The organism is Streptomyces krungchingensis (genome assembly GCF_054729265.1).
This window is the reverse complement of the sequence record NZ_JBPUKY010000001.1, coordinates 1,451,513-1,465,470: the sequence shown is the minus strand read 5'-3', so window position 1 is coordinate 1,465,470 and position 13,958 is coordinate 1,451,513. Positions and strand designations below refer to the sequence as shown.

Genomic DNA, 13,958 nt, shown 5'->3' with positions numbered 1-13,958 from the left:
GCCTCGGCCCGGTTTGCCGCCGCGCTGGCGGTTCGTCCGGGCGAGGCTGACGCGAGAGGCGGGGAGCGGCGGAGTCAGGCGTCTTGGTGCTGGTTGCGAGCGTGTCGAGACGGTTTCCCGCGTTCGGCATTGCTACCGTCCACTTCGCCTAAATCATCCATAAAGAACCGATTTCGCGCGTTCTGGTGGTCGAGAGGACACGAACCATGAACGATTTCTCCCGTCGCGGACTGCTCAAGGCGACGGCGGTGGCCGGTGCCGGTGCGGTCGTCGTGCCGGGCGTCGCGGCAGCCGCGGCCCCCGGTGCGAGCGCCGTGACCGGCGCATCCGGGGGTGAGGGGTACGGGGCGGAGTGCGCGCCGGCGAAGCTGACCGGCCGCATCGTCCGCCCCGAGGACTCGGGATACACGGACGCGCGCCTCGGCTGGGACCAACTCTTCTCCCACTATCCGCTGGTCATCGTCTTCGCCCAGAACACCCAGGACGTGGTCAACGCCCTGACGTGGGCGCGGCAGAACGACGTGGCGGTGCGGGTGCGGAGCGGTCGCCATGCCCTCGAGGGCTGGTCGAACGTGGACAACGGCCTCGTGATCGACATCAGCGAGTTGAAGTCGGTGCATGTCGACACCAAGTCGCGTATCGCGACGGTCGGCGCCGGGCTCAATCAGGAGGAAGCGGTGACCACGCTCGCGAAGCAGAACTTCGCGGTGACGACAGGCACCGAAGGCAGCGTGGGCCTGTCCGGTGCCACGCTCGGTGGCGGATTCGGCTTCCTCACCCGGTGGCTCGGCATGGCCTGCGACAGCCTGGTGGGGGCCGAGATCGTCGTCCCGGCGGGCAAGGAGTGCGCCAAGGCGATCAAGGCGGACCTGAACCACAATGCGGACCTGCTGTGGGCGCTGCGCGGCGCGGGGAACGGCAACTACGGCATCGTCACCTCACTGACCTACAAAGTGGCTCCGCTGAGGAGCGTCACCTATCTCCAGGCGACGTGGCAGGGCGTCGACAACCTCCGCGCCCTCTTCGAGGCATACCAGAGCACGGCGCCGACCACCGACGCCCGCCTCGGAACCCAGCTCGAGATCCACCGGAACCAGATCTTCCTGTTCGGGGTTCTCCCCGAAGGAACGCCGGACGAGACGAAGAAGCTGCTGGACCCGATCCTGTCGATCGACAGCCCGACGGTCACCACGCAGGTCGGCAACTGGGGCGACGTGTACTCGGGATTCCAGATTCCGATCGAGCAAGAACCGGCGAACTGGAAGTTCCACTCGCAGTTCACCAGAAAGCCGTTCCCGAAGGACGCGATCGACATCGTCGACTCGTTCATCAAGAGCGCCCCGACGGACGACAGCAACTTCTTCGTCCAGGCTTTCGGCGGGAACGTCAGGAAGAGCCCTCGCGGCGGCACCGCCTTCCCGCACCGCGACGCGCTCTTCTACTCCGAACCCGGCGTCGGCTGGGGGAAGCGCAGCGACCAGCCGGGCGTCTGTGACCCGCTCACCTCGCAGTGCCAGGCCTGGATCGCCGAGTTCAGCCAGGCCCTGCGGACCTACGTGGACGGCGCCTACGTCAACGTGCCGAACATCGCGCAGCAGGACTGGGAAACCGCCTACTGGCGGAACAACTTCGACCGGCTCCGCAAGATCAAGGCGAAGTACGACCCCGACAACGTCTTCCAGTACGAGCAGAGCGTCCCGCCCGCGGTCTGCTGACCGATCACGGCCCGAGCCCCCTCCCCACAGGTGAGGGGGCTCAGCCGTGCCTGGCCCCCTCATCCATGAGGAGGCCAGGCACGGCGATCTTCGGCCACCGCTGCCGTCACGGCCCGGCCACCGTGCGCGCCGGCCGGGCCGTGACGGCAGCGCAACGCGCCCTGCCGCGCCGTCCGCCCGATCGGCCCCGGCCAGAGAAGCAGAACGCCGTGCGTGCCGCCCCGTGCTGCGGGACAGTAGCGGGAGACCGTCGTGACGGAGGGGGACGAGATGCTGAGGGCTCCCGTGAGTGGACAACGCCTGGACATACTGGAGTGGTTGCGGGACCCCGTCGCGCACTTCCCGGCGCAACGTCACGGCGACCTCGTCGAGGACGGCGTCAGCCCGGAAGCCCTGGCCGCGAAGCTGGGCGTGAGCCGGGCGGTCGCGCGCACCCACCTCGATCTGCTCACCGGCGTCGGACTGCTGCGGGCGAAACGCGTCAGACGGCGCACCTTCTACAGCCGTGACGAGTACCGCATCGCCGAGGTCGGTCTCTTCTTCCAGAAGGGTTGGTAGTGGCGTGGGCGCGAAGTCGCGGCGGACGCAGGTCGCATGGCCGGAGAAGTCCCCTCTGGTGCCCCGGCGTTTCGTGCCGCTCGGCGGCCGAGGGCCGGAGGACGTGGTCGCCGACTCGCGGGGGAGGGTGCTCACAGGTCTGGAGGACGGCCGCATCGTACGCGTCGAAGGACTCGCGGACTCCGGCCGCACCCGCGTCCAGGTGCTGGCGGAGACTGGCGGCAGGCCGCTGGGCCTCGAACTCATCGCCGACGACGACCTGTTGGTGTGCGACGCCAAGCGGGGACTGCTGCGCATCGCCCTCGACGACGGCACGGTACGCGTCCTCGCCGACAGCGTGGCGGGCGAACCCCTGCGCTTCTGCAGCAACGTGACCGCACTCTCCGACGGCACCGTCTGCTTCACCGTCTCCAGCCGCAGCCACCCGCTGGAACAGTGGATCGGCGACCTCGTCGAGCACACCGGAACGGGCCGGCTGCTGCGTCTGGCGCCGGGGGAGAAGGAGCCGGAAGTCCTCCTGGAGGGCCTCCAGTTCGCCAACGGTCTCGTCGCCGCGCACGACGAGACCTTCCTCGTCCTCGCGCAGACCGGGGCACGGCGCCTGACCCGCTACTGGCTCGGCGGTCCCCGGCAGGGCAGCGCGGAGACCCTCGTCGACGATCTGCCGGGCCAGCCCGACAACCTCTGGCGCGCCCCCGGCGGCCCGATCTGGGTGGCGCTCGCCGGACCTCGCGTCGCCCCGCTGGAACTGCTGCACCGGACGGGGCCCGCCGTGCGGCGTGCCGCCGCACGGATCGCCGTCCGCGCGCCGTTCCGTCCCCCGGGCACCATCGGCGCCCTCGCGGTGGACGAGCAGGGCGAGGTGCTGCACCACCTGACGCGTCGCCGCTCCCGGTTCCGCATGGTCACCAGCGCCTGCGAGGCCGACGGCCGGCTGATCCTCGGGAGCCTGTGGGAGCGGGGGCTCGGCGTGTGCGACCTGCCCGCCGCGACGGAGTGATACGCCGACACTGGGAGGTCCGGACCCCGCACACCGTCATGGGGTGATCCGTCGGGTCACGGCGGGTCAGGGATCTGCGCGCCGTCAGAAGACGATCCGTCGGGCCTCGACGACCGCCTGGATGCCTGGCGGGAGGGCATGATCTCCAGGCCGCGGAGGCCCGGGTCCCTGCCGGGTGGTCGTGGACCGGGTCGTGTGTGCGCGCTCCGTCCTCCCGGCGTTAGGCTGTCCGGCGGCCGCGATCTTGCGTCGCGGCGCGGCGGTGGGGCCCGCCGTACCCGAACCGCGGCACCGGTGCCGCCAACGGTCCCTACTTGCGACGAAGTGCGCCCGGAGCCGTCCGGGCCCGGCGAGTAGGAGAAGTGCGCGCATGACAGCCCCACGTCCCGAACGAGTCCGGGAGCCCGGCGCTTCCGTACGCATGTCCGTGCGGACGGCGTCGCTGTGGCAGGGCCAGGGGCCGGTCGTCGCGATGGTCTCCGTCGGCGGCGCGGTCGGCGCCACCGCGCGCTACGGCGCCGCGCGACTGTGGCCCGCTGAGACGGCCGGGTTCCCCTGGACCACGTTCTGGGTGAACGTCCTCGGCTGTGCCGTGATGGGCGTCTTCATGGTCCTCATCACCGACGTGTGGGCCGCCCACCGGCTGGTGCGGCCCTTCTTCGGCACTGGGGTGCTCGGCGGATTCACCACCTTCTCCACGTACGTCGTCGACATCCAGAGGCTGGTCGACGAGGGACGCCCCTGGCCCGGGTTCGGCTACCTCGTCGCGACGCTGATCGCGGCGCTCGCCGCGGTCTGGCTCGCCGGTGCGGCGACCCGCCGCACCGTGGCAGGGAGGCGGCGATGACAGGGCGGACGGCCGGCGCCCCGCACGTGACGGTCCTCACCGGCGAGCACGACAGCTGCCACCACGAGCCGCTGTTCCCGCCGCGGCTCGAAGAGAGCGTCACCGGCGGACCGATCGTCCGCGACGACCGCGAGATCGTCCTTCCCGAGGGCGGGGAAGGTGAGAAGTCGTTGTGAACTGGCTGCTGGTGATCATGGGGGCCGCGGTCGGCGCACCCCTGCGCTATCTGACCGACCGGGCGGTGCGGACGAAGCACGACTCGGCCTTCCCGTGGGGCACCCTCGTCGTCAACCTGACGGGCTCCCTCGTCCTGGGGCTGCTGACCGGGGCGGCCGCCTCGGGTCACGCCTCGCCGCACCTGCACCTGCTGATCGGCACGGGCCTGTGCGGGGCGCTGACCACCTATTCGACGTTCTCGTACGAGACGGTGCGGCTGACGGAGACGGGGGCGGGGTTCTACGCTGCGGCCAACGTGATCGTGAGCGTGACGGCGGGCCTGGGCGCGGCGTTCGCCGGGGTCTCGTTCGCGCAAGCTTTGTGGACGTAGGTGCCGGGCGTCGCCGCGGATAGGCCAGACTGTGCCGTGTACCGTCTACAGCACTGTCGACCAACTCCTCAGAACTGGATCCCATGAGCGTCATCAACGTCGGTCAGGCCGTCGTCCTCGGAGCCGTCGAGGGGGTCACCGAGTTCCTCCCCGTCTCCTCGACCGGTCATCTCAAGATCACCGAAGGGTTGATGGGCATCCCCGTCGACGACGACGCCGTCGTCGGGTTCTCCGCGGTCATCCAGGTCGGCGCGATCGCCGCCGTGCTCGTGTACTTCTTCAAGGACATCGTGCGGATCGTCTCCGCCTGGGGGTGCGGCCTGCGGGACAAGGAGGAGCGGCAGCACCACGACTACAAGTTCGCCTGGTGGGTCATCTACGCGACCATCCCGATCGTCGTCGTGGGTCTCGCCGCCAAGCCGCTGATCGAGGGCCCGCTCGCCTCGCTCTGGGTCGTGGCGGGCTCGCTGATCGTCGGCAGCGGTGTGATGTGGGCCGCGGACCAGATGGGGCGGCACAAGCGGGGTGAGGACGACACCTCCTTCAAGGACGCCATGCTGGTCGGCAGCTCGCAGATCCTCGCCCTGCTCTTCCCGGGTTTCTCCCGCTCGGGCGCCACGATGTCCACGGCGCTCATCCTGGACCTGGACCGCGTGGCGGCCACCCGCCTCTCCTTCTTCCTCGGCATCCCGGCCCTGACCGGCGCCGGCCTGTACGAGCTCAAGGACGCCCTGGGTGCGGGCGTCGGCGCCGCCCCGCTGGCCGTCGGCACCGTCGTGTCCTTCGTCGTCGCCTACGGCTCGATCGCCTGGCTGCTGAAGTTCGTCGCCAAGCACTCCTTCAACGCGTTCGTGATCTACCGGCTCGTCATCGGCGTCCTGCTGTTCGGGCTGCTGACCACCGGGGTCCTGGACAGCTGAGTCCACGGGCCGCCGGATCAGGGGGTGCGAAGCCGGAGAACCGGCTTCGCACCCCCTGCTCCGTTTCCCCTCCCGCCGCCCTCGCCCCTGCCCTCGCTTGACAGCGCGCCTCGGTCCCACGGATTATCGCCATCGTGAACCTGTCAGACAGCCAGACAGGTGGATCGGTACCGCGGCGCGTCAGCGCCATGGAAGCGGTGCTCACCCACCTCCGCGACGCCATCGAGCGCGGCGACTACGCCATCGGCGACAAACTCCCCTCCGAGGCGGAGCTGTGCCGCCGCCTCGAAGTCAGCCGACCCGTGCTCCGCGAAGCCCTGCGGGCCCTGCAGGTCATGGGCCTGACCGTGTCGCGCACCGGCAAGGGCACCTTCGTCGTCGCGAGCGCGGTCGAGGACCCCACCTTCGGCGACTACGCGGCGAGCGACCTGCTCGAAGTGCGCCGTCACGTCGAGATCCCCGTCGCCGGATACGCGGCCGTCCGACGCACCCCGGAGAACCTCGACCACCTCGCCCACCTCCTCGACCGGATGGAACGGGAGACCGACACCACCGCGTGGGTCGCCATGGACACGATCTTCCACATCGCCGTCGCCGAGGCGTCGCAGAACCCGGTCTTCCGCCGGGTCATCGAGGAGATCCGGGACGCTCTGGCCCGCCAGTCGGCGTTCCTGAACGAACTCGGCGGCCGGCGCGAGCAGTCCAACCGCGAGCACCGCGCGATCGTCGAGGCGCTGATCGACGGATCCGAGCACGACGCCGTCCAGGCCATGTCCCACCACCTCGACCGCGTCGAGACCACCCTCACCTCCATCGTGCGCCCCGAGGCCACGGACCCGGCCACGGAAGGCGGACCCCGGACATGAGCGAGCAGCACCCGCGAGCAGTACCGCAGCACGGCGCCCCCGCCCCGACGGCGCGGCCCGCCGCGATACGCGAAGGAGCCGACGCATGAACCCGGCCCTGACCCACCCCGCCCGCCCGGCCGAGGCCCCCTCCGTGCGTGAACCGCTGCACGCCCCCGTCGCCCACCTCGTACGCGGCGGCGTGATCGAGGGCATCCACTACGGATCCGTGGTCGTCCTCGCCGCCGACGGTGGCGTGGAACTCCAGATCGGCGACATCGAGGCCGCCTTCTACCCCCGCTCGGCGCTCAAGCCCGTCCAGGCCGTGGCCATGCTGCGGGCCGGACTGCCGCTGGACGGCGAACTGCTCTCGCTGGCCGCCGCCAGCCACTCCGGCGAAGAACGCCACCTCACCGGGACCCGGCGCATCCTGGACCTCGCCGGACTGCCCGAGGACCGGCTGCGCAACGTTCCCGACCTGCCCTTCGACCCCGTCGTACGGGAAACCTGGGTGCGCGACCAGCGCCCGCCCTCCCGGCTCGCCCAGAACTGCTCGGGCAAGCACGCCGCCATGCTCTACACCGCCCGCCTCAACGGCTGGCCGCTCGACGACTACCTCGACCCCGCGCACCCGCTCCAGCGGACGATCGCGGAGACCGTCGAGGACCTCACCGGCCAGGCCGTCGCCCGCACCACCGTCGACGGCTGCGGCGCGCCCCTGTTCTCCGTCTCGCTGCACGGGCTGGCCCGCGCCGCCGCCCGGATGACCACCGCGGCGCCCGGCACCCCCGAGGCCAGGGTCGCCGACGCCATGCGCGAGCACGCCGAGATGGCCTCCGGAGCCGGGCGCGACGTCGCCGCGCTGATGCGCGCCGTGCCGGGTCTGCTCGCCAAGGACGGCTTCGAAGGCGTACAGGTCGCCGCGCTGCCGGACGGCCGGGCCGTCGCCGTGAAGATCGCCGACGGCGCCGACCGGGCGCGTGTTCCGGTGACCGCCGCCGCCCTGGCACGCTGCGGCGTCGACCCCGCAGCGCTCACCGAGTTCGCGGGCGCGCCGCTCCTCGGCGGAGGCGAGGTGGTCGGAAGCGTCCGCCCGGCCCGCGCCCTCGACCCGCTCACCCACCCCACGTACGCCTGAACCGCCCCTCCCGGAAGAGGACCGCACAGCCATGACCGGCGCAGCCCACCGCAGCGAACACGACCTGCTCGGAGACCGTGACGTCCCCGCCGACGCGTACTGGGGCATCCACACCCTGCGCGCCACGGAGAACTTCCCCGTCACCGGCACCCCGATCTCCGCCCACCCGCACCTGATCGACGCCCTCGCCGCCGTCAAGGAGGCCGCCGCGCGCGCCAACGAGGAACTCGGGCTGCTGGAACCCCGCAAGGCGGCGGCCGTCGTCGCCGCATGCCGCGAGATCCGGGACGGCAAGCTGCACGACCAGTTCGTCGTCGACGTCATCCAGGGCGGCGCCGGCACCTCGACCAACATGAACGCCAACGAGGTCGTCGCCAACCGGGCCCTGGAACTGCTCGGACACGCCAAGGGCGAGTACGCGCACCTCCACCCCAACGAGGACGTCAACCTCGGCCAGTCGACCAACGACGTCTACCCGACCGCCGTCAAGATCGCGACCGTGTTCGCGGTGCGCGGGCTGCTCAAGGCGATGGCCGTCCTCCAGGACACCTTCGCGGCCAAGGCCGTCGAGTTCCGCGACGTGCTGAAGATGGGGCGGACCCAGCTCCAGGACGCGGTGCCCATGACACTGGGCCAGGAGTTCTCGGCGTACGCGGTGATGATCGAGGAGGACCGCGGGCGGCTCGCCGAGGCCGTCGAGCTGATCCACGAGATCAACCTCGGCGCCACCGCCATCGGGACCGGCCTCAACGCCCCCGCCGGATACGCCGAGTCGGCGCGCCGCCACCTCTCCGACATCACCGGACTGCCGCTGGTCACCGCCGCCAACCTGGTCGAGGCGACCCAGGACTGCGGCGCCTTCGTGCAGATGTCGGGCGTCCTCAAGAGGATCGCCGTCAAGCTCTCCAAGAGCTGCAACGATCTGCGCCTGCTGTCGTCCGGGCCGCGGGCCGGCTTCGGCGAGATCAACCTGCCGCCGGTGCAGGCGGGTTCGAGCATCATGCCCGGCAAGGTCAACCCGGTGATCCCCGAGGTCGTCAACCAGGTCGCCTTCGAGGTGATCGGCAACGACGTGACCATCACCATGGCCGCGGAGGCCGGACAGCTCCAGCTGAACGCCTTCGAGCCGATCATCCTGCACGCGCTGTCGCAGAGCATCACCCATCTGCGGGCCGCCTGCCTCATCCTCGCCGAGCGGTGCGTCGCCGGGATCACCGCGAACACCGAGGTGCTGCGCGCGGCGGTGGAGAACTCCATCGGCCTGGTGACGGCACTGAACCCGTACATCGGGTACACCGCGGCCACCGACATCGCCAAGGAAGCCCTCGCCACCGGACGCGGCGTGGCCGAACTCGTCCTGGAGAAGGGGCTGTTGCCCGCCGAACGGCTGGAGGCCCTGCTGCGTCCCGAGGTCGTCGCGGGCAGCGCCGCCCCGGCCGCCTGAACCCGGCGAAGAGCGCCAGGACCGGACCGGAGGCACAATGGCGATCATGAGCTCGCCCCTGACGTTCCAGCCGGTGCTGGAACGGATCGCCGAGGACATCGAGCGGACCCCCGGCCGCGGCCGGCCCGCCGACTACATCCCGGCCCTCGCCGCCTGCGACCCACGCCGCTTCGGCATGGCCGTCGCGGAGCTGGACGGCACGGTGTACGGCGTGGGGGACTGGCGGCAGCCGTTCTCCACCCAGTCCATCACCAAGGTCTTCACCCTGGCGCTCGACCTGGCCCGGGAGGGCGACGCCCTGTGGGAGCACGTCGGCCGGGAGCCCTCCGGCAACCCGTTCAACTCCCTGGTCCAACTGGAGTACGAGAACGGCATGCCGCGCAACCCGTTCATCAACGCGGGCGCCCTCGTCGTCACGGACCGGCTGCAGACCCAGACGGGTGACGCCGCCGCCGCGCTGCTCGACTTCCTGCGCGCGGAGAGCGGCAACGCGGACCTCACCTTCGACCGGGAGGTCGCCTCCTCGGAAGCCGCGCACGGCGACCGCAACGCCGCCCTCGGCCACTTCATGGCGTCCTACGGCCACATCGACAACCCGGTGCCGGTGCTGCTGAAGCAGTACTTCCAGCAGTGCTCGATCGAGGCGTCCTGCGCCGACCTCGCGCTGGCCGCCGGATTCCTCGCCCGGCACGGCATCCGCGCCGACGGCTCCCGGCTGCTCACGCGCAGCCAGGCCAAGCAGGTCAACGCGGTGATGCTGACCTGCGGCACGTACGACGCGGCGGGCGACTTCGCCTACCGGGTCGGCCTGCCGGGCAAGAGCGGCGTCGGCGGCGGCATCATCGCGGTGGTGCCGGGCCGGTGCACGCTCTGTGTCTGGAGCCCGGGGCTGGACGAACGGGGCAACTCGGTGGCGGGCGTCGCGGCACTGGACCGCTTCACGACGCTGACGGGGCTCTCGGTCTTCTGAGCCGTCCGCCTCACCGGCGTCCACGCGTGGTTTCCGGCGCCGTGTCCGCGTACGGCTTCCGGTGGGGCGTCCGTCCGTGGTCTCCGGTCGGGCGGCCGCGCGTGGCGCTCGGTGAGGCGTCCGCGCGCGGCGTCCGGCGACCACGCGGCGGTCACACACCGGCCCCCGCCCGGAAGGCGTCACGTCGCTCCCCGGCCACCTCGCGTTGACACGCTTCCCGAGTGCTGGCCATGGCTTTTCCCGTCGATCTCCGCCGCTGTCAGGCCCTCGGCCTGGCCGGTTCCGCCTTCCTCGCGCTGGGCGGTGAGACGGCCGGGGCACTTCGCGCGCGGGACCTGCTCGCCCCCGAGTCCGCGCGTGCCGTACTCGGTCTGGTCGGCGTCTACTTCGGAGTCGTCCTGCTGATCGCCGCCTGGGTGCTGCTCGGCACCGTCGTACGCGGCCCCCGCCCGCCGACTCCCCGCTCCCTGCTGCTGGTGCTGGCGGTGTGGGCGGCACCGCTGCTGCTGGCGCCCCCGCTGTTCAGCCGGGACGTGTACAGCTATCTCGCGCAGGGCGCCATGGTCGACGCGCACATCGACGTCTACGCGCACGGGCCCGCGCAACTCGGTGGCCCGCTCGCCGAGGAGGTGGCACCGCTGTGGCAGCAGACCACCACCCCGTACGGTCCGGTCTTCCTCGCGGTCGCCTCCGCCCTGTCCGGGCTGACCCGCGGCGAGGTGCCGGCAGGGCTGCTCGGCATGCGGCTGGTCGCCCTGCTCGGTGTGGCCCTGATGGCGGCGGCGCTGCCCCGCCTCGCCCGGCACAGCGGCGCCGATCCGGCCGCGGCGCTGTGGCTGGGGGCGCTCAACCCGCTCGTCCTGCTGCACCTGGTGGCCGGTGCGCACAACGACGCCATCATGCTCGGCCTGCTCGGCATGGGGCTGGTCGCCGCGCGCGGCCGGTGGCACCTCCTCGGCGTCGTCCTGGTCACCCTGGCGGCGCTGGTGAAGGCGCCCGCCGCCCTCGGCCTGCTGGCCGTCGTCGCACTGCGCGGACGGCGGGGCGTGGCGCGGTCGGCGCTGACCACGGCCGCTGTCGCCCTGGCCACGACGGTCGCGGCGACCGCGGTGGCCGGTACGGGCTACGGCTGGATAGCGGCGCTGAAGACCCCCGTCTCCCCGCACAACTGGGCGCTGACCAGCGTCCTCGGCCGCGCCACCGGGGCTGTGCTGCAGCAGCTGGGCAGCGGCCTCGCCCCGCTCGCGCTGCCCGTCTGGCACGCGGCCGGCCTCGCGGTGACCGTGCTGGTGGTGCTGTTCATATGGCTGCGGCTGCGCCCCGGCCCGGTCTACGCGCTGGGGCTGAGCCTGGCGGCGGTGGCCGTGTTCGGGCCGGCCGTCCGGCCCTGGTACGCGCTGTGGGGCCTGTTCCTCATCTCCGCGGCGGCGCCGGACGGTTCGGTGCGTACGCGGGTCGCGGCCGCCAGCGCGGTGCTGGCGCTGGCGGTGCTGCCGAGCGGGGGCCCACCCGACACCGCCCAGGTCGTCCTGGCCTTCTGCGGCGGCGCACTCGCCCTGGTGGTGCTCTGGCAGGCACACCAGGCGACGCAGGCACGGACACCGGTACTGGAGCGGACGGCATGAGAGCACCGGCCACCGACCGCGGGCGGCTGCTGTGCCTGCTCGCACTCGCCGTCGCCGTCGGCGTGTTCACCGCCACGGTGCCGCTCCTGCGCGGCTGGTTCGACCTGCGCGTCTACTACGGGACGGTCGACACCTGGATCCACCACGGCGGCCGGATCTACGACTACCGGGTGCCGGGGACGGCGTACGGCTTCACGTACCCGCCGTTCGCCGCGGTCGGCATGCTGCCGATGGCGCTGGTGGGGCTGCCCACCGCGATCGTCGTGGGCTTCGCCCTCAACCTGGCGGCGCTGGCGTTCGTGGTGTGGGTGCTGGTCGGGCCCGCCCTGCGCCGCTACGGCTGGTTCGGCTTCGCCGTGGCGGGCTGCCTGCTGGCCCTGTTCGAACCGGTCCGCGACACGTTCAGCTTCGGCCAGGTCAATCTCCTGCTCCTCGCCCTCGTGCTGAGCGACGCCTGGCTGCTGTCCACCGGCCGGGGCCGCCGGGCGGGCGTCGGCATCGGTCTGGCCGCGGCGGTCAAGCTCACTCCCGCCCTCTTCATCGGCCTGCTGCTGCTCGCCCGCCGCCCGCGTGCCGCCGCGGTGGCCACGGCCGTCGCCGCGGCGGCCACCGCCCTGGCGGCCTGGATCGCACCGGACGCCTCGCGCTTCTACTGGACCGACGCGCTGTGGGACACGGACCGCATCGGCCATCTCGGCTATGTCTCCAACCAGTCGTTGCAGGGCGTGCTGGCCCGCCTCGTCGCGCCGGACGAGCCGAGCAGGGCCCTCTGGGCGATCGTCGCCCTGCTGGTGATGTGCGTGTGGGTGTGGCGGACGACTCGCGCCCTGGCCGAGAGCGACTGGACGGCCGCGTTCGCCCTCACCGGGCTCACCGCGTGCCTGGTCAGCCCGATCACCTGGGTGCACCATCTCGTCTGGCTGCTCCCGTCGTTCGCCGTGCTGCTGCACCGGCGCCGCCTGCGCGTCGCGGGTGCGCTCTACGCGGTGCTGTGCAGCAGCGTGGTGTGGCTGTGGTTCGACGACGCCTCGGGTCTCGACGGGTTCCTCGGCAGCAACACGTACACGTGGATCACCCTCGGGCTGCTGCTGTGGCTGCCCGTCGGTCAGCCGCGGGCCGAACGGGCGGCCTTGAGCCGCAGGGCCAGGGCCACGCCCCCGGCGCCGATCCCGGCCGCGCCGGCGATCCCGGCGGCGTCCGGCCAGCTCGTTCCGTCGTCCTGCGGCGACGCCGGAGCGGCCGGCCGTGCGGAGGGCCCCGCCGCGGGCACACCCCGCGTGTCGATCAGCGAACCCACCGGGTCGACGTGCCCGGACGCCTTGAACCCCCAGTCGAGCAGCGAGCGGGCCTCCTCGTACACGGCGAACCCGTCGCCTTCCTGAGGGTTCATCACGGTGACGATGAGCGTGCGGTCGCCGTGCCGCGCGGCGGCGATGAGGGTGTTGCCCGCGTTGGAGGTGTAGCCGTTCTTGATGCCGATCAGGCCCGGATACGGGTCGACCCCGTCGGCGCCGGTCAGCAGGCGGTTGGTGTTCTCGATCCGGTACGGGTAGCCGTCCCCGGGGAACATGGCCTGCGCGGTCGAGCAGTACCGCGCGAAGTCCGCGTTGCGCAGTCCGGCCCGCCCGAAGACCGCCAGATCGTAGGCAGAGGAGACCTGGCCCGGCGCGTCGTACCCGTCGGGCGAGACGACACGGGTGTCGAGCGCGCCGAGGGCCTTGGCCTTGGCCTGCATCCGGGCCGCCGTCGCCCGCCATCCACCGGTCATCGAGGCCAGCACGTGCACCGCGTCGTTCCCGGAGTTGAGGAAGACGCCGCGCCACAGGTCGGCCACCTTGTACGTGTGGCCGGCGTCGACGCCCACCAGGCTGCTGCCCTCGCCGACGTCCGCGAGTTCCGCTTCCTTGACGGTGTGCCGGATGCCGCTGGGCAGCGCCGGCATGACGGTAAGGGCGAACAGCGTCTTGAGGGTGCTGGCGGGCGGCAGCCTGCGGTGGGCGTTGTGCGCGGCGAGCACGTCGCCGGTGCGGGCGTCGGCGACCAGCCACGACAGCGCGGAGACGTCCTCGGGGACCTCGGGCGCACCTGCCTGCGGCCGTACGTGTGTCCCGGACCGGTACAGGGGCGGTGGCGGCGACGCCGTCGGCCGGGCCGCGCCCGGGTCCGTGCCGATCCGGGCCTCGGCCGGACTCGGTGCGAGGGCCAGCGCTCCGACCACGCAGACGACGGAGCAGGAGACGGCGGCGCGACAGGCGGCGGCCCGCGATGCGGCGAGTCGGTATGAGAATCCGATGGTCATACTGATCAACGTAGGAACCGAGCGGCCCTGGACCCGGACGCCAGGCCCGA

13 protein-coding genes and 1 pseudogene are annotated in these 13,958 nt (G+C 72.0%); 13 read left to right on the top strand and 1 reads right to left on the bottom strand.

The features are described 5' to 3' along the window. Positions 1-206 precede the first annotated feature (206 nt). From ACSYGO_RS06710 to ACSYGO_RS06650, 13 genes are all read left to right on the top strand, one after another. The gene (locus ACSYGO_RS06710; RefSeq protein ID WP_426679135.1) at positions 207-1,715 is read left to right on the top strand and encodes an FAD-binding oxidoreductase; all 1,509 of its coding nucleotides are present in this window, start codon (positions 207-209) and stop codon (positions 1,713-1,715) included. A gap of 270 nt (positions 1,716-1,985) precedes the next feature. Continuing rightward, positions 1,986-2,273, top strand: coding sequence for a helix-turn-helix domain-containing protein (locus ACSYGO_RS06705; RefSeq protein WP_426679878.1), 288 nt, complete (start codon positions 1,986-1,988; stop codon positions 2,271-2,273). Between the two features lie 55 nt (positions 2,274-2,328). Then, complete coding sequence (locus ACSYGO_RS06700; RefSeq protein WP_460389676.1) at positions 2,329-3,273, top strand: SMP-30/gluconolactonase/LRE family protein; 945 nt, start codon at positions 2,329-2,331, stop codon at positions 3,271-3,273. 370 nt (positions 3,274-3,643) lie between these two features. Beyond that, the gene (gene crcB / locus ACSYGO_RS06695) at positions 3,644-4,120 is read left to right on the top strand and encodes a fluoride efflux transporter CrcB (RefSeq protein WP_460386098.1); all 477 of its coding nucleotides are present in this window, start codon (positions 3,644-3,646) and stop codon (positions 4,118-4,120) included. Continuing rightward, positions 4,117-4,296 (top strand): hypothetical protein, encoded by a 180-nt coding sequence (locus ACSYGO_RS06690; RefSeq protein ID WP_460386097.1) that lies wholly within the window; start codon positions 4,117-4,119, stop codon positions 4,294-4,296. Before crcB (ACSYGO_RS06695) ends, ACSYGO_RS06690 begins: the two co-directional genes overlap by 4 nt. Next, the gene (crcB, locus tag ACSYGO_RS06685; protein ID WP_432174626.1) at positions 4,293-4,667 is read left to right on the top strand and encodes a fluoride efflux transporter CrcB; all 375 of its coding nucleotides are present in this window, start codon (positions 4,293-4,295) and stop codon (positions 4,665-4,667) included. Before ACSYGO_RS06690 ends, crcB (ACSYGO_RS06685) begins: the two co-directional genes overlap by 4 nt. An 83-nt stretch (positions 4,668-4,750) precedes the next feature. Next, positions 4,751-5,587 (top strand): undecaprenyl-diphosphate phosphatase, encoded by an 837-nt coding sequence (locus tag ACSYGO_RS06680; protein WP_460386096.1) that lies wholly within the window; start codon positions 4,751-4,753, stop codon positions 5,585-5,587. A gap of 134 nt (positions 5,588-5,721) precedes the next feature. Next, positions 5,722-6,453 carry a FadR/GntR family transcriptional regulator gene (locus tag ACSYGO_RS06675; protein ID WP_426679871.1) on the top strand — a complete coding sequence of 244 codons (732 nt, stop codon included), beginning with the start codon at positions 5,722-5,724 and terminating at the stop codon, positions 6,451-6,453. An 85-nt stretch (positions 6,454-6,538) separates the two neighbouring features. Beyond that, positions 6,539-7,570: an asparaginase gene (locus tag ACSYGO_RS06670; protein WP_426679870.1), complete on the top strand. Its 1,032-nt coding sequence runs from the start codon at positions 6,539-6,541 to the stop codon at positions 7,568-7,570. 31 nt (positions 7,571-7,601) lie between these two features. Then, positions 7,602-9,014 carry an aspartate ammonia-lyase gene (gene aspA, locus ACSYGO_RS06665; protein WP_460386095.1) on the top strand — a complete coding sequence of 471 codons (1,413 nt, stop codon included), beginning with the start codon at positions 7,602-7,604 and terminating at the stop codon, positions 9,012-9,014. A gap of 37 nt (positions 9,015-9,051) precedes the next feature. Next, positions 9,052-9,984, top strand: a complete 933-nt coding sequence (locus ACSYGO_RS06660) for a glutaminase (RefSeq protein WP_345657905.1) — start codon at positions 9,052-9,054, stop codon at positions 9,982-9,984. 230 nt (positions 9,985-10,214) lie between these two features. Next, complete coding sequence (mptB, locus tag ACSYGO_RS06655; protein ID WP_426679867.1) at positions 10,215-11,609, top strand: polyprenol phosphomannose-dependent alpha 1,6 mannosyltransferase MptB; 1,395 nt, start codon at positions 10,215-10,217, stop codon at positions 11,607-11,609. Beyond that, complete coding sequence (locus tag ACSYGO_RS06650; RefSeq protein WP_460386094.1) at positions 11,606-12,991, top strand: glycosyltransferase 87 family protein; 1,386 nt, start codon at positions 11,606-11,608, stop codon at positions 12,989-12,991. Before mptB ends, ACSYGO_RS06650 begins: the two co-directional genes overlap by 4 nt. Positions 12,992-13,050: 59 nt before the next feature. Here ACSYGO_RS06650 and ACSYGO_RS06645 read toward each other — a convergent pair. Further along, a pseudogene (locus tag ACSYGO_RS06645) lies at positions 13,051-13,908 on the bottom strand (D-alanyl-D-alanine carboxypeptidase family protein); the annotation flags it as partial. Between the last annotated feature and the right edge of the window lie 50 nt (positions 13,909-13,958).

Excerpts from the sequence above, each read along its gene's own strand:
- mptB (WP_426679867.1), top strand. The coding sequence starts at position 10,215 with ATGGCTTTTCCCGTCGATCTCCGCCGCTGTCAGGCCCTCGGCCTGGCC.
- crcB (WP_460386098.1), top strand. The coding sequence starts at position 3,644 with ATGACAGCCCCACGTCCCGAACGAGTCCGGGAGCCCGGCGCTTCCGTA.
- ACSYGO_RS06680 (WP_460386096.1), top strand. The coding sequence starts at position 4,751 with ATGAGCGTCATCAACGTCGGTCAGGCCGTCGTCCTCGGAGCCGTCGAG.
- aspA (WP_460386095.1), top strand. The coding sequence starts at position 7,602 with ATGACCGGCGCAGCCCACCGCAGCGAACACGACCTGCTCGGAGACCGT.
- ACSYGO_RS06660 (WP_345657905.1), top strand. The coding sequence starts at position 9,052 with ATGGCGATCATGAGCTCGCCCCTGACGTTCCAGCCGGTGCTGGAACGG.
- ACSYGO_RS06710 (WP_426679135.1), top strand. The coding sequence starts at position 207 with ATGAACGATTTCTCCCGTCGCGGACTGCTCAAGGCGACGGCGGTGGCC.
- ACSYGO_RS06650 (WP_460386094.1), top strand. The coding sequence starts at position 11,606 with ATGAGAGCACCGGCCACCGACCGCGGGCGGCTGCTGTGCCTGCTCGCA.
- ACSYGO_RS06670 (WP_426679870.1), top strand. The coding sequence starts at position 6,539 with ATGAACCCGGCCCTGACCCACCCCGCCCGCCCGGCCGAGGCCCCCTCC.
- ACSYGO_RS06705 (WP_426679878.1), top strand. The coding sequence starts at position 1,986 with ATGCTGAGGGCTCCCGTGAGTGGACAACGCCTGGACATACTGGAGTGG.
- ACSYGO_RS06690 (WP_460386097.1), top strand. The coding sequence starts at position 4,117 with ATGACAGGGCGGACGGCCGGCGCCCCGCACGTGACGGTCCTCACCGGC.